Source organism: Acidimangrovimonas pyrenivorans (assembly GCF_042643245.1).
In the GTDB taxonomy this organism is placed as follows: Bacteria; Pseudomonadota; Alphaproteobacteria; order Rhodobacterales; family Rhodobacteraceae; genus Acidimangrovimonas; species Acidimangrovimonas pyrenivorans.
The window spans coordinates 58,522-84,491 of record NZ_JBHRSK010000008.1; the positions used below are offsets into that span (position 1 = coordinate 58,522).

Here is a 25,970-nt window from a genome sequence, read left to right on the forward strand (position 1 = left end):
CTCCCTAATCCTCGCAAAGCCGTCGCAAATCCTCTTCGGTCAACGGCGCGAAGGCGGTCTCGGGCGCCGCCATGCCGCCTGCCGCCCGCCAGCGCGCCAGCAGCCGCTGCGCCGTTTCCTCGCGCCGCAGGATCACCTCCGCCTCGGCCATGTCCTCGCCCTCGGCATAGCGCGGATCGTTCACCGGGCAGATCCGGATCTCCGGCCCGCCGAACTGGTCGGCGGTCAGGTCGATGATGTGGCCCGCGCTTTCCACCCAGGCATGGCCGCGCCAGCTGCCGTTGGCGCAATAACCGTAGGGCCCCTTGACCGGCGTGCCCATCGCCAGCCGGGCCGGCAGGCCCTGATCGGTCAGCACCGCGACCAGGAACAGGCTCGACCGGTCGCAGGTGGCCTGGGACAGGCGGCGGTCTTCGGGTCGGCCCTCGTACATGCGCCAGCACCACCAATGCGGCTCGAGAAACAGCCGCACCTTGCGGGCGATCACCCGCAGCTTCGGCTCCAGGCTCTCGTCATCCATGATGGGCCGCCACCGTCTTGAGCACCGAGAAACCGTAAAGCGCCTCGAAGCCCTTCTCGCGGCCGTGGCCCGACTTGCCGGTGCCGCCGAAAGGCAGCTCGACTCCGCCGCCGGCGCCGTAATTGTTGACGAAGACCTGGCCGGCGCGCAGCCGCCTGGCCAGCCGCATCTGGCGGCCGCCATTCTCCGACCAGACCGCCGCGACCAGCCCGTAATCGGTGCCGTTGGCGATGGCGACGGCCTGTTCCTCGTCGTCGAAGGGAATGACCACCTGGGCCGGGCCGAAGATCTCGTCCTGTGCCAGCCTGTGGTCGGGCGCGACCCCAGCCAGCAGGGTGGGGGCGACGTAATGCCCGCCTTGTGGGGCATCGCTGACGATCCGGCCGCGCGCCGCCACCGTCACCTCGCCGGAAAGCGCCAGGAAGCCCTCGACGATCTGCTTCTGCCGGGCCGAGATCAGCGGGCCGAGATCGAGATCGGCGCGCGCCGGGCCGACCCGCAGCGCGGCATAGCGTTCGGCCATCCGCTCGACGACCTCGTCGTAGCGTGACCGTTCGACCAGGATGCGCGACGAGGCCGAGCAGGTCTGGCCGGCATTCTGGATGCCGGCATTGACGAGGAAGGGCAGCGCCTTGTCGAGATCGGCATCGGCGAAGACCAGCTGGGGCGACTTGCCGCCCAGCTCCAGCGTCACAGGCACCACGTTGCGCGCGGCCGCCGCCTGCACCAGCTGGCCGACCCCGACCGAGCCGGTGAAGCTGATATGGTTGACGCCGGCATGGGCGGTGAGCGCGGCGCCGGCCTCCTCGCCCAGCCCCGGCACGACGTTGAGCGCGCCGGCGGGCAGCCCGGCCTCCTCGGCCAGCCGGGCGAAGGCGAGCGCGGTCAGGCAGGCCTCTTCGGCCGGCTTCAGCACCGCGGCATTGCCCATCGCCAGCGCCGCGCCGACCGAGCGGCCGATGATCTGCATCGGGTAGTTCCACGGCACGATATGGCCGGTGACGCCATGCGGCTCGCGCAGGGTATAGACGGTATAGCCGTCAAGGTAGGGGATCGTCTCGCCCATCACCTTGTCGGCGGCGCCGCCGTAGAATTCCATGTAGCGCGCCAGCGCCACGACATCGGCCCGCGCCTGTTTCAGCGGCTTGCCGACATCGGTCGCTTCCAGCGCCGCCAGTTCCTCGGCCCGGCCCAGCACCAGCTGGCCGATGCGGGACAGGATGCGGCCGCGCTCGGCCGCGGTCATCCGACCCCAGTCACCGGCGCGGCTCTCCTCGGCCGCCTGCACCGCCGCGTCGATCTCCCCCGTCTGGCCGCGGGCGATCTCGCCGATCTGCGCCCCGGTCGACGGGTCTTCCAGCGGCAGCCGGTCCCCGGCCGCGCGCCACTGCCCCCCGATGTAGAGTTGCGATGGATCGAACCACAATTCGTTCAGCTTCATCACTCGTCCCCCTCGATCCAGCCTGCCGGTATCCGCGGTGTCGCCGCCAGCAGCTCTTGCGTGTAGCGCTGCGTCGGGGCGGCGAAGACGGCCCCGGTTGCGCCTTCCTCCACGATCTTCCCGGCTTTCATCACCATCACCCGGTCGGTGATCGCGCGCACGACCGAGAGATCGTGGCTGATGAAAAGGTAGGCCAGGCCGTAGCGTTGCTGCAAGTCCGCCAGCAGATCGAGGATCTGGGCCCGGACCCGGACGTCGAGCGCCGACACCGCCTCGTCCAGCACGATCAGGTCGGGGCGGATGATCAGGGCGCGGGCGATGGCGATGCGCTGGCGCTGGCCGCCCGAGAACTCGTGGATGTATTTGCCCGCGTCGTCGGGGCGCAGGCCGACCGCCTCCAGCGCCTCGGCCACCCTCTGGCGCCGGTCGTCGGGCGGCGCCGGCATCAGGTGGAAGGGTTCCGAGATCAGCCGTCCGACCCGGTGGCGCGGGTTGAAGCTGCCATAGGGGTCCTGGAACACCACCTGCAGCCCGGCGCGCAGGGCGTTGGGCATCTGCGGCCCGACCGGCTTTCCGAACAGGCGGATGGCGCCGGCCTGCAGCGGCTCGAGGCCGAGGATGGCGCGGGTCAGGGTGGACTTGCCGCAGCCGGATTCGCCCACCAGGCCGAGGCTTTCGCCCTCGTGCAGGGTGAAGCTGACGCCGTCGACGGCGCGCAGCACCGGGTGGGCGGCGAAGGGGGTAGGGCGCGGCAGCAGGTAGTCGCGGGTGGCACTCTCGACCTCCAGCAGCGGTTCGGCGCGGGCTTGCGGCTCGCGCTGCGGCTGATGGGCGGCGGCGGCGAAGAGCCGGCGGGTGTAGTCGTGTTTCCGTTCCCTGAACAAGCGTTCGGTCGGCCCGGCCTCGACGATCCGGCCCTGCTGCATCACCGCGACATGGTTGGCGAGGCCCGAGACCACGGCAAGGTCGTGGGTGATCAGCATCAGGCCCATGCCCTCGGTCTCGACCAGGTCGCGCAGCAGCTCGAGGATGCCGGTCTGGGTGGTGACGTCGAGCGCCGTCGTCGGCTCGTCGGCGATCAGCAGCCGCGGCCGCAGCGCCACCGCCATGGCGATGCAGACCCGCTGGCGCTGGCCGCCCGAAAGTTCGTGCGGGTAGCGCGACAGCGGGAACCGCTCGCCGATCAGCCCGACCCGGTCGAGCCTCTGCCGCGCCACCTTGAGCGCCTCGGAGCGGCTGGCGGCGCCGTGGATCACCAGCGTCTCGGCGACCTGGTCGCCGATCGTCTGCACCGGGTTGAGCGCCGTCATCGGCTCCTGGAAGATCATCCCGATCTCGTTGCCGCGCAGGGCGCACATCCTGCGCTCGGACAGCCGCAGCAGGTCGGTGCCCTCGCACAGCGCCCGGCCGCCGACCTTGGCCCCGCGCGGCAAGAGCCGCATCAGCGCCAGCGCCGTCATCGACTTGCCCGAGCCGCTTTCGCCCACCAGCCCGAAGACCTCGCCCTCCGCCATGTCGAACGACACCCGGTCGAGGATCGGCGTGCCGTGGATCGCCAGCGTCAGGTCGCGCACCGAAAGCAGTGTCATCCGGCCCGCCCCGATCTGCGCCGCAGCCGCGGGTCGAGCAGGTCGCGCAGCCCGTCGCCCATCAGGTTCAGCCCCAGCACCGTCAGCACGATCGCGAGGCCGGGGAAGATGGCGAGATGCGGCGCGAAGGCGATCATCGTCTGGCTGTCGGCCAGCATCCTCCCCCAGCTCGGCGTCGGCGGCTGGGCGCCGAGGCCGACATAGGACAGCCCCGCCTCGGCGAGGATGCCGAGGCTGAACTGGATCGTGCCCTGCACGATCAGCAGGTTGGCGATATTGGGCAGGATATGCTCGAGCGAGATCAGCGCCCGGCCCTTGCCCGCCACCTGCGCCGCGCGGACATAGTCGAGCGTCCACAGGCTGAGCGCCCCGCCGCGGGTGACGCGGGCGAAGACGGGGATGTTGAAGATGCCGATGGCGAGGATGGCGTTGACCGCCGAGGGGCCGAGGATGGCGGTGATCAGGATGGCGATGACCAGCGAGGGAAAGGCGAAGACGAGGTCGTTGCCGCGCATGATCGCCTCGTCGAGCAGGCTGCCGCGGCTGGCGGCGGCGATCAGGCCCAGCGGAACGCCGGCGACGATGCCGATCCCGACCGCCAGCAGGGCGACGGCGATCGAGGTCCGGCCGCCGACCATCAGCATCGAGGCGGTATCGCGGCCGAAATGGTCGGTGCCGAGCCAATGGATGGCATTCGGCGGCCTGAGCTTGGCGGCGATGTCCATCGCGTCGACCGGGAACGGCGTCCAGACGAAGGAGACCAGCGCCAGGGCGAGGAAGGCCGCCGTCAGCGCGGCGCCGATCCAGAGCGTCGCCGGCCCCCTCATGCCCGCCCCCTCATGCCCGTCTCCGCAGCCGCGGGTCGACGACGGCATAGGCGATGTCGGTGAGGAAGTTCACCACGATCACGGCGGCGACCAGCAGCATCACCACCGACTCGACGACGATCAGGTCGCGCTGGGTGATGCCCTGGAAGATCAGCCGCCCGAGGCCGGGCAGGAAGAAGACGTTCTCGATGATGATCGCCCCGGCCAGCAGGAACGAGAATTGCAGCCCGAGGATGGTCAGCACCGGGATCAGGGCGTTGCGGAAGGCGTGGCGCCGCACCGCCTGGCCGCCGCTCAAGCCCTTGGCGCGGGCGGTGCGCAGGTAGTCCTGATGCAGCGCCTCGATCAGCGCCGAGCGCATCACCCGGGCAAGGATCGAGGCCTGCGGCAGGGCGAGGGCGATGGCGGGCAGGGTCAGCGCCTTGACGTTGATCCAGAACCCCGCGCTCCAGCCTGGGAAGCCGCCGGCCGAAACCCAGTGCAGCCTGATCGCGAAGACCAGCACCAGCAGCATCGCGAACCAGAAATTCGGCACCGCGATGCCGAGCTGGGTGACGCCCATCACGGCGACGTCGCTGGCCCGGCCGCGGCGGGCGGCGGCCAGCATGCCGGCGGGCAGGGCGATCAGGGTCGACAGCGCCATCGCGTAGAGGGTCAGCGGCCCCGAGATCTGCGCCCGCTCGGCCACCAGCTCGGCCACCGGCACGCGATAGGTGTAGGAGATGCCGAAATCGCCGCTCAGCATGCCGCCGGCCCAGTGCAGGTAGCGCGCCAGCAGCGGGCCGTTGAGGCCGAGCTGGTCGCGCAGGGCGGCGACGGTATCGGGGCTGGCATTCATCCCCAGCATGAACGAGGCCGGATCGCCGGGGATCACCTGGATCACCGCGAAGATCACGAGGCTCGCCACCACCAGGCTGAGCGCCAGCGAAATCAGCCGTGAGATCAGGTAGCGCAGCATCTGGACCCCTTTCCGAAGGTGGAGCGTAGGCTGCGGAAATGGTGCGGTAAAGAGGCGGGGCGTGGCGAAAGGCGCTGCCGCAGGGCCGGTTTGGGGCCGGCCTTGACGATCCGGGCCATGGCCGGATAACTCCGCCCACGCTGTGCCGGAGCCGCCAGATGATCACGACCGACCGGACAACCCTTTGCTCTGTGTCCGAGGACGATGCGCTCGCGCTACGCGATTACTACCTGCGCAATGCGGATCATCTGCGGCCCTGGGAGCCGCGGCGCCCCGATGGTTACCACGCCCTTTCCGAATGGCGCGTGCGGGCCCTGCAATTCGCCGAGGAGGCAGCCGAGGGCCGCGCCTATCGCTTCGTCGCAAGGCTGCGGGGGGAGAGCGACATCCTGGCCATCGTCAATTTCAACAACGTCGTGCGCGGTGCCTTTCAGGCCTGCCATCTGGGCTATTCGATCGACGCAAGGCACCAAGGGCAGGGGTTGATGCACGAGATGCTGTCGGCTGCGATTTCGCATGTCTTTCTGGTGCACCGGCTGCATCGGGTCATGGCGAACTACCTGCCGGAGAATAGCCGGAGCGCACAGCTTCTCGAGAGGCTCGGGTTCGAGATCGAAGGGCGCGCGCGGGATTACCTGTGGATCAACGGGTGCTGGCGCGATCATGTTCTCACGTCGCGGATCAATCCCGGGATGGAGGTCTAGGGGCTCAGCTCCCGGGGCCGCGCGCCTCTGGCCCGGAATGGCCGGGGGGCGCAGCCAGGCGACTCAGAACGACTTGCGCGCCTTCAGCGCCGCGCCGATGGTGCCGTCGTCGAGGTAATCCAGCTCGCCGCCGATCGGCACGCCCTGGGCGAGGCTGGTGATCCGCACCCCGGTGCCTTCCAGTGCCTCGGCGATGTAATGCGCCGTGGTCTGGCCGTCGACGGTGGCATTCAGCGCCAGGATCACCTCGGTGACGTTCTCCTCGGCGATGCGGACGATCAGCCGGGGAATGCGCAATTCCTCCGGCCCGACCGCGTCCAGCGCCGACAGCGTGCCGCCCAGCACGTGGTAGCGGCCGCGGAAGGCGCCCGCCCGCTCCATCGCCCAGAGGTCGGCGACATCCTCGACGACGCAGATCTCGCCAGTCGCGCGTTTCTCGGAGCTGCAGATCGCACACAGGTCCGAGGTGCCGATATTGCCGCAATTGGCGCATTCGCGCACGGTGCGGGCGACATCGGCCATCGCCTGCGCCAGCGGCGCCATCAGCACGCTGCGCTTCTGGATCAGGTAGAGCACCGCGCGCCGGGCCGAGCGCGGGCCGAGGCCCGGCAGCCGGGCCATCATCTCGATCAGGGCGTCGATCTCGCGCGGGGCGTCGCTCATCTGAGGTCCTCGGCTGCGGGCGTCAGAACGGCAGCTTCATGTCGGGCGGCAGGCCCAGGCTCTCGGTCAGCTTGCGCATCTCCGACTGGTAGCGTTCCGACGCCTTGGCCTGGGCGTCCTTGATCGCGGCCAGGATCAGATCCTCGGCGACTTCCTTTTCCGACGGCACGAAGATCGACGGGTCGATCTCGAGCCCGGTCAGCTCGCCCTTGGCCGTCGCCGTCGCCTTGACCAGCCCGGCGCCGGATTCGCCGGTGACGGTGAGGCTGTCCATCTGCGCGGTCAGCTCCTCCATCTTCGACTGCATCTCCTGCGCCGCCTTCATCATCTTGGTCATGTCGCCAAGACCGCCCAGTCCCTTGAGCATCTCTCTGTCCTCTCAGCTGTCTTCGAAGGGATCCCATTCGTCCTCGACCTCGGGCAGCGCCTCGACGGCGGCCTCCTGGGCAAGGGCTTGCGGGGTCCGGATTTCGGTGATTTCCGCCTTGGGGAAGGCGGCGAGCACGGCCTGCACCGTCGGGTTGGCCCGCGCCTCCTCTTTCTGTGCCGTCAGCTTGGCGTCGCGGAGTTCGGCAATGGTCGGGGCGCCGCCGGACGAGACCACCGAGACGCCCCAACGCTGGTGGGTCCAGCCCTGCAGCCGGCCGGCCAGCCGCGCGGCGAGGTCCTGCGGCGCGCCCGGCGCGGGTTCGAATTCGATCCGGCCGGGGGAGTAGCGGGCGAGTCGCAGGTAGCCCTCGACCTCGACCAGCAGCTTGACGTCGCGCATCGAGCGGATCAGCTCGACGACGTGGTCGAAGCTGGGAAAGCGGGCCAGCGCCTCCTCGGGCGCGCGGGCGACGGCGGCCGAGGCGCCGTTCGACATCGTCGGGCCGCGGCTGGGCGCCATCGCCGGGCCACGCGTCGGGGCATGGACCATGCCGCCCGGGCCGGGACCGCCACCGGGAGCGCCACCGGCGCCTCCGGCAGGTCCGGCCGGCGCGCCGCCGCCCGGGCCGGCGGGCGGCCGGGGCTGCGACTGCAGCTTGCGCACCAGATCCTCGGGGCTGGGCAGTTCGGCGACATGGGTCAGGCGGATGATCGCCATCTCGGCCGCCATCATCGCGTTGGGCGCCTGCGCCACCTCCTCCAGCGCCTTGAGCAGCATCTGCCACATCCGGGTCATCACCCGCATCGGCAGCCGCTCGGCCATGGCCATGCCGCGGGCGCGTTCGTCCGGCGCCACGGTCGGATCCTCGGCCGCCTCGGGGGTGATCTTGATGACGCTGACCCAATGGGTGATCTCGGCCAGGTCGCGCATCACCGCCATCGGGTCGGCGCCGTCGGCATATTGCGCCGACAGCTCTGACAGCGCCGCCGCCGCGTCGCCCTGCATGATCATGTCGAACAGGTCGAGCACCCGGCCCCGGTCGGCCAGGCCCAGCATTGCCCGCACCATGTCGGCCGTGGTCTCGCCGGCCCCGTGGGCGATCGCCTGGTCCATCAGGCTCATCGCGTCGCGGACCGAGCCCTCGGCGGCGCGGGTGATCAGCGCCAGCGCGTCCTCGGCGATCGCGGCCCCTTCCAGCCCGGCGATCTTCTTCAGGTGGGCGATCATCACCTCGGGCTCGATCCGGCGCAGGTCGAAACGCTGGCAGCGGCTCAACACCGTCACCGGGACCTTGCGGATCTCGGTCGTGGCGAAGATGAATTTCACGTGGGCGGGCGGTTCCTCGAGCGTCTTGAGCAGCGCGTTGAAGGCGCTGGTCGAGAGCATGTGAACCTCGTCGATGATGTAGATCTTGTAGCGTGCCGAGGTCGCCCGGTAATGCACCGAGTCGATGATCTCGCGAATATCGTTCACCCCGGTGCGGCTGGCCGCGTCCATCTCGAGCACGTCGACATGACGGCCCTCGGCGATGGCGATACAGGCCTCGCACTGGCCGCAGGGCTCGGTCGTCGGGCCGCCGGTGCCGTCGGGGCCGGTGCAGTTCAGGCCCTTGGCGATGATCCGCGCCGTGGTCGTCTTGCCGACCCCGCGCACCCCGGTCATGATGAAGGCATGGGCGATGCGGTCGGCCGCGAAGGCGTTCTTCAGCGTGCGCACCATCGCCTCCTGCCCGATCAGGTCGGCGAAGGTCTGCGGGCGGTACTTGCGGGCCAGAACCTGGTAGCCGGATTGCGCGGCTTCGGGGTGTTCCGGGGCGCCGGGCGGAGTGCCGGGGGCGGGCGTGTCGGTCATCGTCTCTCGCGTGGATTCGCAGCGAGGGACAGAGTAGGGTGCCGTCGCGGCGCCGTCCACCCGGCGCCGCAGACAGGAGTCGGGATGAACGGGTTCGAGATCGCGGAACTGCCCGTGTTGGCGGGCCGGCTGGCATTGTGCGCGATGCCGGGCAGCGGCGGCGACTATGCGGCCGATCTGACGGCGCTGCTGGACTGGCGGCCGGATGCCGTGGCGACGCTGGCGGAGACAGAGGAACTGGCGGCCGCCGGCGCCGAGTCGCTGGGCACCGAGCTGGGGGCGGCCGGCATCCTGCGGCACAGCTTTCCGATCGCGGATTTCGGTGTGCCGGGGGCGGTGGCGCGGGCACTGTGGCCCGAACTGTCGGCCACCCTGCGGGCCCGGCTCGCCGCCGGCGACCGCGTGCTGGTCCATTGTCGGGGCGGTTGCGGCCGCTCGGGCATGGTCGTGCTGCGGCTGATGATCGAGACAGGCGAGGCGCCGGCGGCGGCGCTGGCCCGGCTGCGCGCCGCGCGGGCCTGTGCCGTCGAGACCGAGGCGCAGATGCGCTGGGCGCTGGGAGACTGACATGGCCCTGTTCCCGATCGTCATCCTCGCCATCTTCATCGGCATGTACCTGATGCGCCGCAACTCGACCCTCACCCGCCATTGCCGCTGGCGCGAGGATCGGACCAAGGCCGACGCGGGCGAGCATTATTTCCGCTGCATGGCCTGCGGTGGCGAGATGCGCTGCCCCGAGGGCAAGCACCCGCGCGACTGCCTGCGCCCGCCCGCCCCGTCGCATTAGCGGTGCTCCGGCCGCGCCGGGGCCTTCCCCTCCGACCGGGCCGCTGCCACAGTGCGGCGACCCGAGATCAGGAGCGCCGCAAGTGAAACCGTCCAGGCCCGAAACCCCGCCCCCGGCCGATGCCGAGGCCCGCCGCGCCGTCGCGCCGGTGATCTGCTACCCGGTCGAGACCCTGCCGCAGCCCGACCTGGCGCTCTACCGCCGCGCCGCCGCGGGGATGGAAAAGACCGGCGAGGTGCTGGTGCCGCCACGCGCGGCGCGCTGTTTCGAGGTGCCGGCGGGGCACATCTTCCGCATCCGCTCGGTCGAGGGAGCGCAGGTGGGCGACCTCAACCTGTGGAACGCCGCCGACCTGTCCGAGCGGTTCTATTCCGGCAAGACGCGGGCGCTGCACGGCACCCACCTCTCGACCGGCGACCGGATGTGGTCGTCCTTCCCCGGCCTGCGGCCGATGGCGACGATCACCCGCGACACGCTGGACTGGTACGGCTTCGACAGTTTCGGCGGCGCGGTCCATGACGTCATCGGCACCCGCTGCGACCCCTATACCCACAACCTGCTGTCGGGCGGGCAGTATCACCATTGCTGCCACTCCAACCTGACCCGGGCGCTGGCCGCGGAGACCGGCCTGCCGCTGGATCAGGCCGAGGCCCATGTCCACGACGTGCTCAACGTCTTCATGTGCACCGGGTTCACCCGCGACACGGGGCAGTATTTCATGAAGGCCTCGCCGGTGCGGCCGGGCGACTACCTGGAATTCTTCGCCGAGATCGACCTGCTGGGGGCGCTGTCGGCCTGTCCGGGCGGGGATTGCTCGTCCGAGCATTCCAGCGACGCCGCCGCCTGTTACCCGCTGCTGGTCGAGACCTTCCGGCCGGCCGACGGGGCGTTGGACGGTTGGGCGCCGCCGGCGGTGAACGGGTATGACCGCAGCCACGGGATGTAAAGGCGAACAAGGAGAGGAGGGCGGCGCCCGACCCTGGGTGGGTGCTCGCGACTTCTGAGCTGGCTACTGTGCTCCCGGCATTCCCGGTGGCTGTGCCTCTCGGCAGGCTTGGGAATGCGCCCTCCCGGGGGGAGGGTCGGGCGCCGCCCGGCGTTGCCGCCGGGCGAAGCGCAGGTCAGCAGTAGCGTTCGACGCCGACGATCTGGCTGTCGCTGTAACGGTCGCCATGGGCGAAGCCGGCGGGCAGCAGGCGGGCGATCTCGGCCCGGTCTTCGTCGGTGAGCGCGATCCGGTCGGCCTCGGCCCATTCGGCGAGGTGTTCGGCGCTGCGGGTGCCGGGGATCGGGATCAGGTGGTCGCCGCGGTCGAGCACCCAGGCGAGCGCCGCCGCCGAGACGGTCCAGCCGCGCGACCGGGCGAAGTCCTTGAATTTCGTGATCGCGGCGGCGTTGTAGCCGAAATTCGGCTGCATGAAGCGCGGGTTGGTCTTGCGGAAATCGGTGTCGGCGAATTTCTCGGGTTCGGGGAAGGCCTCGCCGAACATCCCGCGCGCCAGCGGCGAGAACGGGACGAAGGCGACGCCCAGCTCCCGGCAGGCGTCGATCAGGCCGAGCTCGGGCTGGCGCGACCAGAGCGAATATTCGTTCTGCACCGCCATGCAGGGATGCACGGCATGGGCGCGGCGCAGGGTTCCGGGCGCGACCTCGGAAAGGCCGTAGCCGCCGATCTTGCCCTCGTCGATGAATTTCTTCAGCGTCCCGACCACCTCTTCCACCGGCCGCTCCTGCTCGCGCCGGTGGATGTAGTAGAGCTCGACATGGTCGCGGCCGAGGCGGCGCAGAGAGGTTTCCAGCTCGGCCCGCATATGGGCCTCGGAATTGTCGAAGCTGCGCGGCGGGCCCGGCACGATGCCGACCTTGGTCGCGATCACCATGTCCTTGCCGCGGGTCTTGCGCCACTTGCCGATGATGTCCTCGGACAGGCCGCGGCCGTAGAGGTTCGAGGTGTCGAGGAAGTCGATGCCGTGGTCATGGGCGGCGTCGAGGCAGCGCAGGCTGGTCTCCTCGTCGGTGGCGCCGAAGAAGCCCGCGAAGCTCATGCAGCCCAGGCCGATGGCCGAGACCATGGGCCCGCCGGCCCCCAGTTGCCGTTTCTTCATGTCCTGTCCTTTCCGCATGTTCGGGAGGCAAGGAACGGCACCGGGGAGGCGGGGTCAAGCCGCGCGGATGAAATGCAGCTTGTCGAAGCGCGCGCGCAGTGCCGCCACGCGTGGGGCGATGGATTCCGGGGCGTTGCTGCGCAAGGCTTCGGCAATCAGCGCCGCCAGCTCGGGCGCGTCGCCCGGGGTGACGCCCCAGCGCACCAGCTCCGGCGTGCCGATGCGCAGCCCGTTCATGTCGCCTGCCACCTCGGGCAAAGGCAGGCCGATGCCGCAGGCGAGGAAGCCCGCCCGGCGCAGCTTCTTCGACGCCGCCTGACCGCCGCCGAAGCCCGCCGCCTCGAGCGCGAATTGATGCGAGGCGGTGAAGCCGCGCTCGGCGGCGAAGACCGGCAGGTCCTCGGCGGCGAGGGCGAGGGCGAGGGCCTGGGCCGTCTCGGCCATCGCCGTGGCATAGGGGCTGCCATAGTCGCGCCAGTCGAGCAGCGAGATCGCCAGCGCCGCCACCCGGCCGGCATCGAAATTCGCCGTCATGCCGGGGAAGGCGATGGCGTCGAGGCGCTCGGCGATCTCGGCCTCGTTGGTGACGATGAGGCCGCCGGCCGGGCCGCCGAGGCTCTTGTAGGTCGACATCGTCATCAGATGCGCGCCCTCGTCGAGCGGGTTGGTCCAGTGGCCGCCGGCGATGATGCCGCATTGATGGGCGGCGTCGAACAGCAGCCTGGCGCCGACCTCGTCGGCGATCTCGCGCACCTCGGCCACCGGATGGGGGAAAAGGTTGAGGCTGCCGCCCAGGGTGATCAGCTTCGGCTTCACCTCATGGGCCAGCCTGCGCAGGGCGTCGGTATCGACGGTGTAGCCGTCGGCATCGACCGGGGCGGGATGGCTGGTCAGCCCGTAGAGCCCGGCGCAGCCCGGGCCGTGGTGGGTGACATGACCGCCGATGGCGGCGGGCGGGGCGATGATCGTGTCGCCCGGCCTGGTCAAGGCCATGAAACCGTAGAGATTGGCCAGCGCGCCCGAGCCGACGCGGACCTCGGCATGGGAGGCGTTGAAGACCTCGGCGGCCAGCTCGGCGGCGATCACCTCGATCTCCTCGATCGCCTCGAGACCGGTCTCGTACTTGTCGCCGGGATAGCCCAGCGACGGGCGCGAGCCGAGGCCGCGGGCCAGCGCCGCTTCGGCCGCCGGGTTCATCACGTTGGTCGCCGGGTTGAGGTTGAAGCAGTCCTTCTCGTGGATTTCCCGGTTGCGGTCGATCAGCCGGTCGATCCGGCCGGCGAGGGCGTCGCTGTCGGTTGCGGCGGTCTCGTCGGCGATCTGCTGGACGCGGGTTTCGCAGGGCACGGGCACCCAGTTGCGGCGGGCGAGATGGGTCATGGCGGGTCTCCTTTGGCGCCAGTGCAGCAGAGAAGGCTGGCGTCGGGCAAATCAGTTTTGTAGAAAGTGAGGGCTAGAAAAGCTGAGGCTAGCTATGTCCGTCGCCCCGCCCCGCCCGAAATTCCCGCCGCTCAACGGCTTGCGCGCCTTCGAGGCGGCGGCGCGGCTGGGGGGCTTTGCCGCCGCGGCCGAGGAGCTGGGGGTGACGCCCGGCGCGATCACCGCCCATGTCAAGGCGCTGGAGGACAGCCTGGGGGCGAAGCTGTTTGCGCGCCATGCCCGCGGGGTGCGGCTGACGGCGCTGGGCGAGCGGGTGCTGCCGGGCTTCACCCGCGCCTTCGACGAGCTGGGCGGCGCGGTCCAGACGCTGCGGGCCGAGGCGGCGCCGCGCACCGTCCATATCGCGACCCTGCCGGCCATCGCCCAGCTCTGGCTGTCGCCGCGGCTGCCGGGGCTGCGGGCGGCGGCGCCCGGTATTTCGGTCTCGATCACCGCGATGGAGGCGCCGCCCAACCTCAAGCGCGCGCCCTATGACCTGAGCCTGTTCTACCGCGCGGCCGGGGCCGAGGGGGCGGTGCTGGAGGACGTGATCTTCCCGGTCTGCGCCCCGTCGCTGGCGGAGCGGCTGCGCCGGCCGGAGGATCTGGAGCGCGTGCCCTGCATCAGCGACACGACTTGGGCCGAGGATTGGCGGCACTGGGCCGAGGTTGCAATGCCGGGGCGCGGTTTCGCGCCGCGCGGGCCGGTCTTCTCGCTCTACGCGCTGGCGGTCGAGGAGGCGGTGAACGGCGCCGGGGTGCTGATCGGCCACGGTGCGCTGGTGGCGCGGCACCTGGCGGCGGGGACGCTGGTGGCGCCGTTCGGAACCCGGGTGACGCTGCCGCGGGTGCTGTCGCTGTGGTCGGCGCGGAGGCTGCGGCCGGGCAGCGCGGCGGCGCGGGTGGCGGAGTGGTTGCGGGAAGGGTGAGGCAATGGCCCGAGCCGTGGTGCAAGCCGTGCAGGCGCCGGACCGTCCCGGCGGTCTGGCGCTTGCGCGGCGGCCGTTAGCCTTGATTCGCAGGGGTGGTTGGCTGTGAAGTAGGTCCAGCCCGCCTAGAGCCCTTCGCGCCCTCAGGCGAAGGCCGCCTCCAGCGCGATCTCGACCATGTCGCCGAAGCTGCGCTCGCGATCTTCCGGCGGCAGGGCTTCCTCGGTCAGCAGGTGGTCCGAGATCGTCAGCACCGACAGCGCCCGGGCGTCGTGGCGGGCGGCGAGGGTGTAGAGCTCGGCGGTCTCCATCTCGACGGCGAGGATGCCGTGGCGCTGCATCTGCTCGTTCAGGTCGGGGCGCTCGTCATAGAACACGTCCGAGGAATAGATGCCGCCGACATGGGTGCCGACGCCTTTCGCCGCCGCGGCGGCATGGGCGGCGGCCAGCAGCCCGTAATCGGCGCAGGGGGCGTAGTTCAGCTCGCGCAGGATGCCGCGCGAGGGCGTCGACAGCGTCGTCGAGGTCATCGCCAGCACCACGTCGCGAACCTTGACCTGCGGCTGCATCGCCCCGGCCGAGCCGATGCGGATCAGGGTCCTGGCGCCGTATTCGCGGATCAGCTCGTTGACGTAGATCGACAGCGACGGCATGCCCATGCCGGTGCCGTGGATCGTCACCTCGTTGCCCTTCCAGGTGCCGGTGAAGCCGAACATGCCGCGCACTTCGTTGACCAGGCGCGGGCTGTCGAGGAAGGTCTCGGCCGCCCACTTGGCGCGGCGCGGGTCGCCGGGCAGCAACACGGTTTCGGCGATGTCGCCGGGTTGGGCACTGATATGCGGGGTCATGAACGGGCCTTTCGCGAGTCTCGTAAGGCCGGCACGGTAGCCTCGTGCCCAAGCAGGCGAAAGCGGTTTCGGTGGGGGGGGGCGCGGCTCAGAAGGTGATCCGGAAACCGGTCCGGCCAGGATCCTCGGCGATCTCGGCCTCGACCGTCTCGACCCGGGCATGGGGCGGGCCCGAGGACAGCCGTTCCTTCATCAGCGTCACCGCCTCTGCCGGGCCGGCGATCAGGGCGAGGACGCTGCCGTCGGGCTGGTTGCGCACCCAGCCGTCGAGGCCGAGGCGGTTGGCCTCGATCTCGGTCCAGGCGCGGAAGGATACGCCCTGGACGCGGCCGGTGATACGGGCCGTGATGGCGACGCGGGTCATGCGAACAGGATCGCAGGCGCGGCGCTGCCGGGCAAGTCACCTGTTCGGCAGACCCGTTCCCCGGCGGCGGCCCTACTCGGCGACCTACTCGGCGGCGACCGGGGCGCGGTCGACCAGCCCGACAATGTCCATCATGATCCGGTTGAGCTCGAAATCCTTCGGCGTGTAGACGGCGGCGACGCCGAGGGCGCGGAGCTTCTCGGCATCGTCCTCGGGGATGATGCCGCCAACGATCACCGGCACATCGGCCAGCCCCGCCGCCTGCATCCGCTCCATCACCTCGGCGATCAGCGGCAGGTGGCTGCCCGACAGGATCGACAGGCCGACGACATGGGCCTGCTGCTCGACCGCCTCGGCGACGATCTCGGCCGGGGTCAGGCGGATGCCCTCGTAAGAGATGTCCATGCCGCAGTCGCGGGCGCGGGCGGCGATCTGCTCGGCGCCGTTGGAATGGCCGTCGAGGCCGGGCTTGCCGACGACGAACTTGAGCCGCCGGCCGAGCCGGGCCGAGACGGCATCGACCGCCTCGCGGATCGGTTCCAGCCCCTCGGTGCGGTTCGAGGGCGCGCGCGAGACGCCGGTCGGCGCGCGGTATTCGCCGAAGGCGGCGCGGAGCTCGGCCCCCCATTCGCCGGTGGTGACGCCGGCCTTGGCGGCGGCGATCGAGGCCGGCATGATGTTCTCGCCCGAGGCCGCCGCCTGCCGCAGAGCCGTCAGGGCGGCCTTCACCGCCGCCTCGTCGCGGGCTTCGCGCCAGGCGTTCAGCCGGGCGATCTGGTCGGCCTCGGCAGCCTCGTCGACGACCATGATCGCGCCCTCGCCAGCGGTCAGCGGGCTTTCCGCCGCCTCGGTCCAGCGGTTGACGCCGACGACGACGGTTTCGCCGGCCTCGATCCGGGCGAGGCGCTCGGCATTGGCCTCGACCAGCCGGCCCTTCATGTGCTCGATCGCCGCCACCGCGCCGCCCATGGCGTCGATCTGGGCCAGTTCCGCCCGGGCGCCTTCCTTCAGCGCCGCGACCTTGCGCTCCACCGCCGGGTTCTCGTCGAACAGGTCGTCGTATTCGAGCAGGTCGGTCTCATAGGCCAGGATCTGCTGCATCCGCAGCGACCATTGCTGATCCCAGGGCCGTGGCAGCCCCAGCGCCTCGTTCCAGGCCGGCAGCTGCACGGCGCGGGCGCGGGCCTTCTTCGACAGCGTCACCGCCAGCATTTCCAGCAGGATGCGGTAGACGTTGTTCTCGGGCTGCTGCTCGGTCAGGCCGAGCGAGTTGACCTGCACGCCGTAGCGGAAGCGGCGCATCTTGGGATCCTCGACGCCGTAACGCTCGCGGCAGATCTCGTCCCACAGGTCGACGAAGGCGCGCATCTTGCACATCTCGGTGACGAAGCGGATGCCGGCATTCACGAAGAACGAGATTCGGCCAACCATGCCGGGGAAATCCTCGGCCGAGACCTTGCCCTCGAGGTCGTCCAGCACCGCGATGGCGGTGGCCAGCGCATAGGCCAGTTCCTGCTCCGGCGTCGCGCCGGCCTCCTGCAGGTGGTAGGAACAGACGTTCATCGGGTTCCACTTCGGCAGGTGCTGCCGGGTATAGGCGGCGACGTCGGTGATCATCCGCAGGCTGGGCTTGGGCGGGCAGATATAGGTGCCGCGGCTGAGGTATTCCTTGATGATGTCGTTCTGCACCGTGCCCTGCAGCTTCGAGACATCCGCCCCCTGCTCCTCGGCCGCCGCGATGTAGAGCGCCAGCAGCCAGGGCGCGGTGGCGTTGATCGTCATCGAGGTGTTCATCTGTTCGAGCGGAATGCCCTCGAACAGCGCCCGCATGTCGCCCAGGTGTCCGACCGGCACGCCGACCTTGCCGACCTCGCCGCGCGCCAGCACGTGGTCGCTGTCATAGCCGGTCTGGGTCGGCAGGTCGAAGGCGACCGACAGGCCGGTCTGCCCCTTGGCGAGGTTGGTACGGTAGAGCGCGTTCGAGGCGGCGGCGGTCGAATGACCGGCATAGGTGCGGAACAGCCAGGGTTTGTCTTTGGCGGCCTCAGCCATCGGAGCCTCCGGAATCAGTGCGGCAATTATCTTTCGTTCACCCGGTCATACGGAAAACAATCTGACCCGTCAATTCGCTGCGTTGCGGCATGACCGGATTTACCCCGGCGCGCTTTCCTGCAAGTGTCGCGCGATGACGGGGACGGTTGAGCTTCCGATCTGGCTGGTCGTACTGGCCCTGGTTCTGGCGGTGCTTGGGGCGCTCGACCGGGTGCTGGCGCCGTCGATGCGCTGGGTGCTGCGGCGGCGGATGGAGCGGGCGGTCGCCCGGCTCAACGAAAGGCTGCAACGGCCGATCCAGCCGTTCAAGCTGATGCGGCGCCAGGACATGATCGTCCGCCTGCTCTACGATCCCGCCGTCACCGAGGCGATCGCCGAACATGCCCACGAGACCGGCGTGCCCGAGCCGGTGGCGGCCGAGGAGGCGCGCGGCTATGCGCGCGAGATCGTTCCCGCCTTCTCGACCCTGGTCTATTTCGGCATCGCCACGAGGCTGGCGCGCTGGCTGTCCCGGGCGCTCTACCGGGTGCGGATCGGGCAGCTCGACGCCTCGGCGATTTCCGAGATCGACCCCGAGGCGACGGTGGTTTTCGTCATGAACCACCGTTCGAACATGGATTACGTGCTGGTGACATGGCTGGCGGCGGACCGCTCGGCGCTGAGCTATGCGGTCGGGGAATGGGCACGGGTCTGGCCGCTCAGCCGCCTGATCCGGGCGATGGGCGCCTATTTCATCCATCGTAAGGGCCGCAACGCGCTCTATCGCAAGGTGCTGGCGCGCTATGTCCAGATGGCGACGGCCGAGGGCGTGACCCAGGCGATCTTTCCCGAGGGCGGCCTCAGCCTCGACGGCCGGGTCGGGCCGGCGCGGATGGGGCTGCTGCACTACATGGTCGGCGGCTTCACCCCGGGCGCGGGGCGCGACGTCGTCTTCATGCCGGTGGCGCTGGGCTATGACCGCGTGGTCGAGGACCGGGTGCTGACCGAGGCGGCAGTGACCGGCGAGCGGCGCTTCCGCGGCCGGCCGATGGCGATCTTCCTGTTCATCCTGCGCAACATCTGGCGCCGGCTGACCCGGCAGGAGCGGCGCTTCGGCTATGCCGCGGTCAGTTTCGGCACGCCGGTCTCGTTGGCGCGGTTCCTCGCGACGGCCGAAGACCCCTCGACCGAGGCGCTGGCCGATCACCTGATGGCCGAGGTGACGCGGGTCGTCCCGGTGCTGCCGGTGCCGCTGGCCGCCGCCGCGCTGGGCGAGACGTCCTGCCGTCGCGACGCGTTGATCGTCGCGGGCGAGGCGCTGGCGGCGCGGCTGCGCGACGCCGGGGTCGTGCTGCGGCTGCCAAAAGGTGACGTGGCGGCAGCAGTCGAGGCCGGCCTGTCCCGGCTCGCGCGCCGCAAGCTGGTGCGGATCGAGGGCGATCGCATCGTCCCGGTCGGGAAAGAGCTTGATTTGCTGAGGTTCTATGCCGCGCCGGTGCGGCAATTGCTGGAAGCAGGGGCGGCAAGTGCCGGGATCGAGGCGCAAGAAGTGAAATCCGAAGAGTCATAAAATTACAAATTTGCGCGTGCAGGATATTGCATTGTTGCGCGACCATCTTTAAGTCAGCCTGAAAGGCCGCATTGATTCTGCGATGCGGCAAAACCGGCTTTAGGAGGCAGAGATGGCCCTGGACACGACCGCCGAGATCGCGCCCTACGAGGCTCCCGAAAAGGATCTCTACGAAATCGGGGAGATGCCGCCGCTGGGATATGTGCCCAAGAACATGTACGCTTGGGCGATCCGGCGCGAGCGTCATGGCGAGCCGGAACAGAGCTTCCAGCAGGAGGTCGTGCCGACCTGGGAGATCGATAGCCACGAGGTGCTGGTGCTGGTGATGGCCGCGGGCGTCAACTACAACGGCATCTGGGCCGGGCTCGGCGTGCCGGTCTCGCCCTTCGACGGCCACAAGCAGCCCTATCACATCGCCGGCTCCGACGCCGCCGGAATCGTCTGGAAGGTGGGCGACAAGGTCAAGCGCTGGAAGGTCGGCGACGAGGTCGTGATCCACTGCAACCAGGACGACGGCGACGACGAGGAATGCAACGGCGGCGATCCGATGTTCTCGCCGACGCAGCGGATCTGGGGCTACGAGACCAATGACGGAAGCTTCGCCCAGTTCACCCGGGTCCAGGCCCAGCAGCTGATGCCGCGGCCCAGGCACCTGACCTGGGAGGAGTCGGCCTGCTACACGCTGACGCTGGCCACCGCCTACCGGATGCTGTTCGGCCACCACCCGCATGAGCTCAAGCCGGGCCAGAACGTGCTGGTCTGGGGCGCCTCGGGCGGCCTCGGCTCCTTCGCGATCCAGTTGATCAACGCCGCCGGGGCGACCGCGATCGGCGTCATCTCGGACGAGGACAAGCGCGAGTTCGTGATGTCGATGGGCGCCAAGGGCGTGATCAACCGCAAGGACTTCAACTGCTGGGGCCAGCTGCCCACGGTCAACACCCCTGAATACAACGCGTGGCTGAAGGAGGCCCGCAGGTTCGGCAAGGCGATCTGGGACATCACCGGCAAGGGCGTCAGTGTCGACATCGTCTTCGAGCACCCGGGCGAGGCGACCTTCCCGGTCTCGGCGCTGGTCTGCAAGAAGGGCGGCATGGTGGTGATCTGCGCCGGCACCAGCGGCTTCAACTGCACCTTCGACGTGCGCTACATGTGGATGCACCAGAAGCGCCTGCAGGGCAGCCACTTCGCCCATCTCAAGCAGGCCTCGGCCGCCAACAAGCTGATGATCGAGCGCCGGATCGACCCGGGCATGTCCGAGGTCTTCCCCTGGGACGAGATCCCGAAGGCCCACACCAAGATGCTGCGCAACGAGCACAAGCCGGGCAACATGGCGGTGCTGGTCCAGGCGCCGCGCACCGGGCTGCGCACCTTCGAGGACACGCTGGAGGCCAGCCGGGAGCACTGAGGCCCGCCAGGCTCCCCCGGCTCCACGTCGGACGCCCGTGCCAGGGGTCTGGCGCGGGCGTCTTGTTTCTTGGGGGCCGTGGATTGGCAGTTCGCGCTGATGCACTTACTCGGAAGCTTCCCACAAGCGTGACAATGGCCCGGTATCAAGGCGCCCTGCGCCGCCGGGCAAGCGCCCGTCCGCCCCCTCGGGCGGGCGCTCCTTCGCCATTTGTCACCCGCTCGGAACATCGATGTGGCGGCGCGATAAAGTGAAGACCGCAACTGGAGGAGCGCCCACCCGCGGACGGGCGCTGCCCCTCTGTTGCGCTTGTGGTGGCGGGGAAGCGAGGCGGGAGCGGGAATCCACCGCTGTCCCTCTCCGCCCTCAGCCCGGTGCGTCCAGCGCGAACAGATCCGTCGGCGCGCCCTGCAGGGGCAGGCTGCGCTCGTAGCGGAAGCCCAGCCGTTCCAGCACCGCGCGCGAGGCCGGGTTGGCGGGACGGACGAGGCCGACGACGCGCGGGGCCCGCAGCGGGCCGAAGGCGACCTCGAGCGCGGCGCGGGCGAATTCGGTGGCGTAGCCCTTGCCCCAGTGGTCGGGATGCAGGTGGTAGGACAGGTTGAGCCCGTCGAAACCGTCCTTCACCGTCAGCCCGCCCAGGCCGACCGGGTGGTCCTCGGCCGTCAATAGCCAGCGCCCGAAGCCGTGCCGCGCCCAATGAACGCCGTCGGCCTCCAGCCGCGCCACCACCGCGGCGTGGCTGTCGGGGCGCGGGTCGGGGCGATGGGCGGTCAGTTCGGGCCGGGCGAAGAGCTCGGCGACGAAACCGATGTCCGCCGCTGCGACCGGGCGCAGGGCCAGCCGCGCGGTTGCCAGCCGGGTGAGGTCAATAGGCATGGGGCCGGCCGTCCCAGGTCTCGAAACAGCCGGTGGTTTCGGGCGACAGGGCGGCGAAGCGGGCGGCAAGGCCCTCGGCCGCCTCTTTCGGGGTGATCTCGGCCGCCGTTCCGCCCATGTCGGTCCGGACCCAGCCGGGATGGTAGATGCCGACCGAGATACCCTCGGGCTTCAGGTCGGAAGCGAGGTTGCGGCCCAGGTTCAGCGCCGCCGCCTTCGAGGCGCGGTAGATGTAGCTGCCGCCCGGGGCGCGCGTGTCCGAGGCCATCTGCGAGGAGATGATGGCGATCTTCGCCGCGCGGGCCGCACGCAGGTTGGGCAGCAGGGCCTGTATGGTCAGGAAGACCGAGGTGACGTTGACGGCGAATTCCTCGGCCCACATCTCGGCCGGGTAGCCGGTGTCGAGCGGCTGGCCCTTGTCGCGGTAGATGCCGGCATTGCAGACCAGCAACTCGAGCGGCGCGCCGTCGAGTGCCGGGCCGAGGGCGGCGATGCTGGCCGGGTCCGTCATCTCGGCCCTCAGCCAGCGGGCGCTGTCGGCCAGGTCGGCCGGCGGCGCGCTGCGGGCGGTGGCGATCAGGGTCGCGCCGGCAGCGGCATAGGTTTCGAGCAGGGCGCGGCCGACGCCGCGGTTCGCTCCGGTGATCAGGGTGGTCATGGGGTCCTCCGCGCTGGCTGTCGTCCACAGGGAAAGCGCAGCCGGGCGCGAGGTGCAAGGCCGAAGGGGCGTGCCGCCTCAGTTGGTCTTGCGGTTCGGCAGGAAGGGCAGGCGCGCGACCGGGATGCCGTCCTCGATCAGGGCACGGGCCTCCTCGAGCTTCGCCTCGCCGTGGATCGCCCGTTCCGGGGCGCCGCCGTCATGGATGGCGCGCGCCTCCTTGACGAAATTCCTGCCGACATATTCCGACTGGCTTTCCACCTGCTTGCGCAGCGCCGCCAGCGCCTGTTCCATCGGGTTGGCCGGCTTGGTCAGCGCGCCTTGCGCCGGGGCCGGCTTGGCCTCCGGCACCGGCTCGGGCGCCGTCGCCTTGCGGCCGGAACGCACCGAAGGCGCCATCAGCGATTTCGACACCTCGGTCGAGCCGCAGGCCGGGCAGGCGACCATGCGTGCACCCGCGAGCTTGTCGAAAGCGTCCGCAGAGGCGAACCAGCTTTCGAACTCGTGGTCGTTGGTGCATTTCAGCGCATAGCGGATCATCGGACCGTCCAAACCGCAAAGAACACGCAAGATTTATTGAACCCGGCGCGGAAATCAACCGGCCTTCTTGTCGCCGTTGTCCATGCCGCGCGGCGGGGTGAAGTCGCGCAGCAGGTCCCGCAACTCGGGCTCATCGACCTTCTGCGCCGCCTTCTTGGGCCGGAACCACTTGCGCCGCCGCTCGCTGCGCTCGGGGAACTTGTCGCGCAGCTTGGCCACCCGCACCGGGTAGACCGAGACCAGGCAGGGCACGCCGGTCGCGTCGTCGAGCACCTTGATATAGGGGAATTGCCCGACATGCTCGTCGCTCGCCGTGCCTTCGACGCCGGCTTCCTCATAGGCCTCCTGCAGCGCGGTCTCGCTGGGGCTGAGCCCCTTGATCGGCCAGCCCTTGGGAATGACCCAGCGCCCGGTGTCGCGGCTGGTGATCAGCAGCACCTCGACCCGTTCGCCGATATGGCGCCAGCACAGCGCGGCATGCTGCCGGCACGTCTCGGGCGCAATGGTCGTCACCCGGCCGCTTTCGCGGATGTTCGTTTTTACATCAATCGACATGCGTTCCCGGCGGCCTGTTTTTCGCTGTTTGCTGCCTGCCCTAGGGTAATAATAGGCGTTTCGGCGCCCAAACTCAACGGATTTGCGCGAAATCCCGGGGGATCGGGCCCGTTTTGCGCGAAATTGATTCCGAAAGGCGCACGGTCGGTCGGCGGGCGGGGTTTACCCGGCCAGACGCGGGCCGCAAGCTGGGGCCGGAACGGACGATCGAGGGCGCGATGGCGGTGCAGCGACAGGGCGAGAAGGGATGGGCCGAGACGGCGGGGCCGGTCTTCATCGGCTCCGAAATCTATCGCCGTTCGAGCTATGGCGGCGCCCATCCCTTGCGGGTGCCGCGGGTCTCGACGGTGATCGACCTGGCCCGTGCGCTGGGCTGGCTCGGGCCCGGCCGCTACCGCACCAGCCCGCGTGCCAAGCCGGCGGCGCTGACCCTGTGGCACAGCCCGGACTACATCGCCGCGCTGCAGGCGGCCGAGGCCGCGGGGGCGGTGAGCGCGGCGGTGCGCGACCGTCACGGGCTGGGGACGGTCTCGAACCCGGTCTTCCCGCAGATGTTCCGGCGCCCGGCAACCTCGGCCGGGGGGGTGATGCTGGCGGCCGAGCTGTTGCGTCATGGCGGCGTGGCCTATGTCCCCGGCGGCGGCACCCATCACGGGCTGCCCGACCGCGCCAACGGCTTCTGCTATCTCAACGACCCGGTGCTGGGGATGCTGGCCCTGCGCCGCCTCGGCGTCGGCCGGATCGCCTATGTCGATATCGACGCCCATCACTGCGACGGGGTCGAGCAGGCCTTCGCCGGCGATGCCGAGACGCTGCTGATCTCGGTGCATGAGGAACGGCGCTGGCCCTTCACCGGGGCGCTGGAGGAGGACGGCGGCGGCAATTGCTTCAACCTGCCGGTGCCGCGCGGCTTCAACGACAGCGAGATGCGGGCGGCGCTGGAGGGGCTGATCCTGCCGCGGGTTTCCGCCTTCCGGCCGGACGCCGTGGTGCTGCAATGCGGCGCGGATGCGGTCGAGGAGGACCCGCTGTCGCGCCTCGCCCTGTCGAACAACGCCCACCGCGCGGTGGTGGCGGCGCTGCGCGATCTCGCCCCGCGTTTCCTGGTGCTGGGCGGCGGCGGCTACAACCCGTGGTCGGTCGGACGCTGCTGGGCCGGGGTCTGGGCCACGCTGGCGGGCGAGGAGCTGCCCGAGTGGCTGCCGGCGGAGGCCGAGACGGTGCTGCGCGGGCTGGGCTGGCACCGGCGCCGGGCGCCGGAAGAGGCATGGTTCACCACCCTGGCCGATCCGCCGCGCGAAGGGCCGGTGCGTCCCGAGATCCGGCAGCGCCTCGCCGCGCTGGCCGCGCGATGACCCGCGCCTTCGCCGCCATATCCCTGCCCGAGGCCCAGCGGTCGGCGCTGGCCGCGCTGCAACTGATGCTGCCGCTGCCGCGACGGGTGCCCGAGGAGAACCTGCACCTGACGCTGGTCTTCCTCGGCGATCTCGACGATGCCGGGCTCGAGGCGGTCCACGAGGCCTTCTGCGCGGTCGAGGGGGCGCCGTTCGAGCTCACCCTCTCCGGCGTCGGCCTGTTCGGCGGCGCCCGGCCGCGCGTCGCCTGGGCCGGGGTGGCGCCCAGCCCGGAGCTGCTGGCGCTGCAGGCACGGATCGCCGCTGCCGCCCGTCGTGCCGGAGCAGAGCCAGATCACCGCCGCTACACCCCGCATGTCACCCTGGCCCGCTTCGCGCCGGGGGCGGTCGAGGCGCCGCGGCTGGAACATGCCGTGGTGCAGGTGGCGGATTTCCGCTCCGGCCCGTTTTCGGTGATGGATTTCGTGCTCTACGAGTCGCGGCTGTCGCCCAAGGGGGCGCATCACCGCGCATTGGTGCATTATCCGCTCGGCGGCTGAGCGTCGGCTACGGGCCTGCGGGCCGGGGCGCCGGTTCAGACCTGCGGCACCCCGCCCTGCAGCACCGTCACCAGCCAGTCGGCGTCGATGTTGCCGCCGGTCAGGATGACCCCGGCCTCCTTGCCCTGCAGCCGGTCGCGCTCCTGCATCAGCGCCGCCAGCGGCGCGGCGCCGGCGCCTTCGGCGAGGTTGTGGGTGGCGCGGTAGTAGAGCCGGATCGCTTCCGCCACCTCCGCCTCCGAGACCGCGACGATGCGCTCGGCGCCCTTGGAATAGATGTCATAGGCCTCGGCCACCGGCACCCGCACCGCCATGCCGTCGGCGAAGGTGCGCGCGGTCTGGGTTTCGACCAGATGCCCGGCCTCGACCGACAGTTTCGCGGTCTGGGCCTGCTCGCTGACCACCCCGACCACCTTGGTCTTCAGCCCCAGCGCGTCGCGGGCCGAGATCACGCCGCAGATGCCCGAGCCGCAGCCGATCGGCACGTAGACGGTGTCGAGGTCGGGCTTGGCGCTGAAGAACTCGTAGGCATAGGTCGCCACCCCGCGCACCAGCTCGCGGTGGAAGGGCGGGACGGCGAACAGCCCCTCGGCCTCGGCCACCCGCATCGCCTCTTCCTTGGCGGTGTCGAAATCCTCGCCGAACTCGATCAGCTCGGCCCCGAAGGCGCGCATCGCCTCGTTCTTCTCGACCGAGTTGCCGTGCGGCACGTAGACCACGGCGCGCAGCCCGGCGGCGGTGGCGGCGCGGGCCTGGCTCTGGCCGTGATTGCCCCGCGTCGCGGTGATGATGCCGGGAACCTCGGGGTGGGTCCGCTTGAGCCAGTCGATGAAGGTGATGCCGCCACGCACCTTGAAGGCGCCGGTCGGGCCGTGGTTCTCGTGCTTGACCCAGACCTTGACGCCCAGCTTGGCCTGAAGCTGGGGCCAGGCATATTGCGGCGTCGGCGCCATCTGGCCATGGACCAGATCGGCGGCGGCGGCCAGGTCGTCACGGGTGAAATAGGGGGCGGTCATCGGTGAGCTCCTTCATCAGTGCCCAAGGCTTCACCGCCCGCGCCGCGA

At 70.2% G+C, this 25,970-nt stretch carries 27 protein-coding genes; 9 read left to right on the forward strand and 18 right to left on the reverse strand.

The features are described from left to right. Positions 1-4: 4 nt before the first annotated feature. From ACFOES_RS12555 to ACFOES_RS12575, 5 genes are read right to left on the reverse strand one after another with little or no spacing between them, the layout of a single operon-like run. The gene (locus ACFOES_RS12555; protein ID WP_377833636.1) at positions 5-520 is read right to left on the reverse strand and encodes a hypothetical protein; all 516 of its coding nucleotides are present in this window, start codon (positions 518-520) and stop codon (positions 5-7) included. Further along, entirely contained in the window at positions 513-1,961 is a 1,449-nt protein-coding gene (locus ACFOES_RS12560; RefSeq protein WP_377833637.1) for an aldehyde dehydrogenase family protein, read from the reverse strand. The genes ACFOES_RS12555 and ACFOES_RS12560 overlap by 8 nt, the downstream gene beginning before the upstream one ends. Continuing rightward, positions 1,961-3,550 (reverse strand): ABC transporter ATP-binding protein, encoded by a 1,590-nt coding sequence (locus tag ACFOES_RS12565; protein WP_377833638.1) that lies wholly within the window; start codon positions 3,548-3,550, stop codon positions 1,961-1,963. Before ACFOES_RS12565 ends, ACFOES_RS12560 begins: the two co-directional genes overlap by 1 nt. Further along, entirely contained in the window at positions 3,547-4,377 is an 831-nt protein-coding gene (locus tag ACFOES_RS12570) for an ABC transporter permease (protein ID WP_377833639.1), read from the reverse strand. The genes ACFOES_RS12565 and ACFOES_RS12570 overlap by 4 nt, the downstream gene beginning before the upstream one ends. A 10-nt stretch (positions 4,378-4,387) precedes the next feature. Beyond that, positions 4,388-5,335, reverse strand: coding sequence for an ABC transporter permease (locus ACFOES_RS12575; RefSeq protein ID WP_377833640.1), 948 nt, complete (start codon positions 5,333-5,335; stop codon positions 4,388-4,390). 158 nt (positions 5,336-5,493) lie between these two features. Here ACFOES_RS12575 and rimJ point away from each other — a divergent pair, with 158 nt between their 5' ends. Beyond that, entirely contained in the window at positions 5,494-6,039 is a 546-nt protein-coding gene (rimJ, locus tag ACFOES_RS12580; RefSeq protein WP_377833641.1) for a ribosomal protein S5-alanine N-acetyltransferase, read from the forward strand. A 63-nt stretch (positions 6,040-6,102) separates the two neighbouring features. Here the strand turns inward: rimJ and recR are convergent, their stop codons facing one another. Genes recR through ACFOES_RS12595 form a run of 3 tightly spaced genes read right to left on the reverse strand, consistent with a single transcriptional unit; the run spans position 6,103 to position 8,923 of the window. After that, positions 6,103-6,702, reverse strand: coding sequence for a recombination mediator RecR (gene recR, locus ACFOES_RS12585; protein ID WP_377833642.1), 600 nt, complete (start codon positions 6,700-6,702; stop codon positions 6,103-6,105). Positions 6,703-6,724: 22 nt separating this feature from the next. Further along, positions 6,725-7,069, reverse strand: a complete 345-nt coding sequence (locus ACFOES_RS12590) for a YbaB/EbfC family nucleoid-associated protein (RefSeq protein WP_377833643.1) — start codon at positions 7,067-7,069, stop codon at positions 6,725-6,727. A 12-nt stretch (positions 7,070-7,081) separates the two neighbouring features. Further along, positions 7,082-8,923: a DNA polymerase III subunit gamma/tau gene (locus tag ACFOES_RS12595; protein WP_377833644.1), complete on the reverse strand. Its 1,842-nt coding sequence runs from the start codon at positions 8,921-8,923 to the stop codon at positions 7,082-7,084. Between the two features lie 84 nt (positions 8,924-9,007). Here ACFOES_RS12595 and ACFOES_RS12600 point away from each other — a divergent pair, with 84 nt between their 5' ends. The 3 genes from ACFOES_RS12600 (at position 9,008) to ACFOES_RS12610 (ending at position 10,656) form a co-directional block, all read left to right on the forward strand. Further along, positions 9,008-9,490, forward strand: coding sequence for a phosphatase domain-containing putative toxin (locus ACFOES_RS12600; protein WP_377833645.1), 483 nt, complete (start codon positions 9,008-9,010; stop codon positions 9,488-9,490). A 1-nt stretch (position 9,491) separates the two neighbouring features. Then, positions 9,492-9,710 (forward strand): hypothetical protein, encoded by a 219-nt coding sequence (locus ACFOES_RS12605; protein WP_377833646.1) that lies wholly within the window; start codon positions 9,492-9,494, stop codon positions 9,708-9,710. A gap of 82 nt (positions 9,711-9,792) precedes the next feature. Continuing rightward, positions 9,793-10,656, forward strand: coding sequence for an urea carboxylase-associated family protein (locus ACFOES_RS12610; protein WP_377833647.1), 864 nt, complete (start codon positions 9,793-9,795; stop codon positions 10,654-10,656). 175 nt (positions 10,657-10,831) lie between these two features. Here ACFOES_RS12610 and ACFOES_RS12615 read toward each other — a convergent pair whose 3' ends face one another. Further along, a complete protein-coding gene (locus ACFOES_RS12615) occupies positions 10,832-11,815 on the reverse strand; it encodes an aldo/keto reductase (RefSeq protein ID WP_377833648.1) in 984 nt (327 codons plus the stop codon). Positions 11,816-11,869: 54 nt separating this feature from the next. After that, entirely contained in the window at positions 11,870-13,195 is a 1,326-nt protein-coding gene (locus tag ACFOES_RS12620) for a serine hydroxymethyltransferase (protein ID WP_377833649.1), read from the reverse strand. A gap of 94 nt (positions 13,196-13,289) precedes the next feature. Here ACFOES_RS12620 and ACFOES_RS12625 point away from each other — a divergent pair, with 94 nt between their 5' ends. After that, complete coding sequence (locus ACFOES_RS12625; RefSeq protein ID WP_377833650.1) at positions 13,290-14,162, forward strand: LysR family transcriptional regulator; 873 nt, start codon at positions 13,290-13,292, stop codon at positions 14,160-14,162. 143 nt (positions 14,163-14,305) lie between these two features. On the opposite strand, the gene deoD is transcribed toward ACFOES_RS12625, so the two are convergent. The 3 genes from deoD to ACFOES_RS12640 all read right to left on the reverse strand — a co-directional run bounded on the left by deoD (position 14,306) and on the right by ACFOES_RS12640 (position 17,426). Beyond that, positions 14,306-15,010 carry a purine-nucleoside phosphorylase gene (gene deoD, locus ACFOES_RS12630; RefSeq protein ID WP_377833651.1) on the reverse strand — a complete coding sequence of 235 codons (705 nt, stop codon included), beginning with the start codon at positions 15,008-15,010 and terminating at the stop codon, positions 14,306-14,308. Between the two features lie 88 nt (positions 15,011-15,098). Next, positions 15,099-15,374: an acylphosphatase gene (locus ACFOES_RS12635; RefSeq protein ID WP_377833652.1), complete on the reverse strand. Its 276-nt coding sequence runs from the start codon at positions 15,372-15,374 to the stop codon at positions 15,099-15,101. An 84-nt stretch (positions 15,375-15,458) separates the two neighbouring features. Continuing rightward, on the reverse strand, positions 15,459-17,426 hold the full coding sequence (locus ACFOES_RS12640) for a methylmalonyl-CoA mutase family protein (RefSeq protein WP_377833653.1): 1,968 nt from the start codon (positions 17,424-17,426) through the stop codon (positions 15,459-15,461). 133 nt (positions 17,427-17,559) lie between these two features. Here ACFOES_RS12640 and ACFOES_RS12645 point away from each other — a divergent pair, with 133 nt between their 5' ends. After that, positions 17,560-18,975: a 1-acyl-sn-glycerol-3-phosphate acyltransferase gene (locus ACFOES_RS12645; RefSeq protein WP_377833654.1), complete on the forward strand. Its 1,416-nt coding sequence runs from the start codon at positions 17,560-17,562 to the stop codon at positions 18,973-18,975. 112 nt (positions 18,976-19,087) lie between these two features. Then, entirely contained in the window at positions 19,088-20,380 is a 1,293-nt protein-coding gene (gene ccrA / locus ACFOES_RS12650) for a crotonyl-CoA carboxylase/reductase (RefSeq protein ID WP_377833655.1), read from the forward strand. 366 nt (positions 20,381-20,746) lie between these two features. Here ccrA and ACFOES_RS12655 read toward each other — a convergent pair whose 3' ends face one another. From ACFOES_RS12655 to ACFOES_RS12670, 4 genes are all read right to left on the reverse strand, one after another. Then, on the reverse strand, positions 20,747-21,259 hold the full coding sequence (locus ACFOES_RS12655) for a GNAT family N-acetyltransferase (protein ID WP_377833656.1): 513 nt from the start codon (positions 21,257-21,259) through the stop codon (positions 20,747-20,749). After that, positions 21,249-21,917 (reverse strand): SDR family NAD(P)-dependent oxidoreductase, encoded by a 669-nt coding sequence (locus ACFOES_RS12660; protein WP_377833657.1) that lies wholly within the window; start codon positions 21,915-21,917, stop codon positions 21,249-21,251. Before ACFOES_RS12660 ends, ACFOES_RS12655 begins: the two co-directional genes overlap by 11 nt. Before the next feature lie 78 nt (positions 21,918-21,995). Then, positions 21,996-22,457: a DUF1178 family protein gene (locus ACFOES_RS12665; RefSeq protein ID WP_377833658.1), complete on the reverse strand. Its 462-nt coding sequence runs from the start codon at positions 22,455-22,457 to the stop codon at positions 21,996-21,998. Between the two features lie 54 nt (positions 22,458-22,511). Continuing rightward, a complete protein-coding gene (locus ACFOES_RS12670) occupies positions 22,512-22,970 on the reverse strand; it encodes an NUDIX hydrolase (RefSeq protein ID WP_377833659.1) in 459 nt (152 codons plus the stop codon). 260 nt (positions 22,971-23,230) lie between these two features. Between ACFOES_RS12670 and ACFOES_RS12675 the strand changes: the two genes are divergently transcribed. Together ACFOES_RS12675 and thpR are read left to right on the forward strand one after the other, a co-directional pair. Further along, positions 23,231-24,367 (forward strand): acetoin utilization protein AcuC, encoded by a 1,137-nt coding sequence (locus ACFOES_RS12675; RefSeq protein ID WP_377833660.1) that lies wholly within the window; start codon positions 23,231-23,233, stop codon positions 24,365-24,367. Next, the gene (gene thpR, locus ACFOES_RS12680) at positions 24,364-24,906 is read left to right on the forward strand and encodes an RNA 2',3'-cyclic phosphodiesterase (protein WP_377833661.1); all 543 of its coding nucleotides are present in this window, start codon (positions 24,364-24,366) and stop codon (positions 24,904-24,906) included. The genes ACFOES_RS12675 and thpR overlap by 4 nt, the downstream gene beginning before the upstream one ends. Positions 24,907-24,941: 35 nt before the next feature. Here the strand turns inward: thpR and ACFOES_RS12685 are convergent, their stop codons facing one another. Next, positions 24,942-25,922, reverse strand: a complete 981-nt coding sequence (locus ACFOES_RS12685) for a threonine dehydratase (protein WP_377833662.1) — start codon at positions 25,920-25,922, stop codon at positions 24,942-24,944. Between the last annotated feature and the right edge of the window lie 48 nt (positions 25,923-25,970).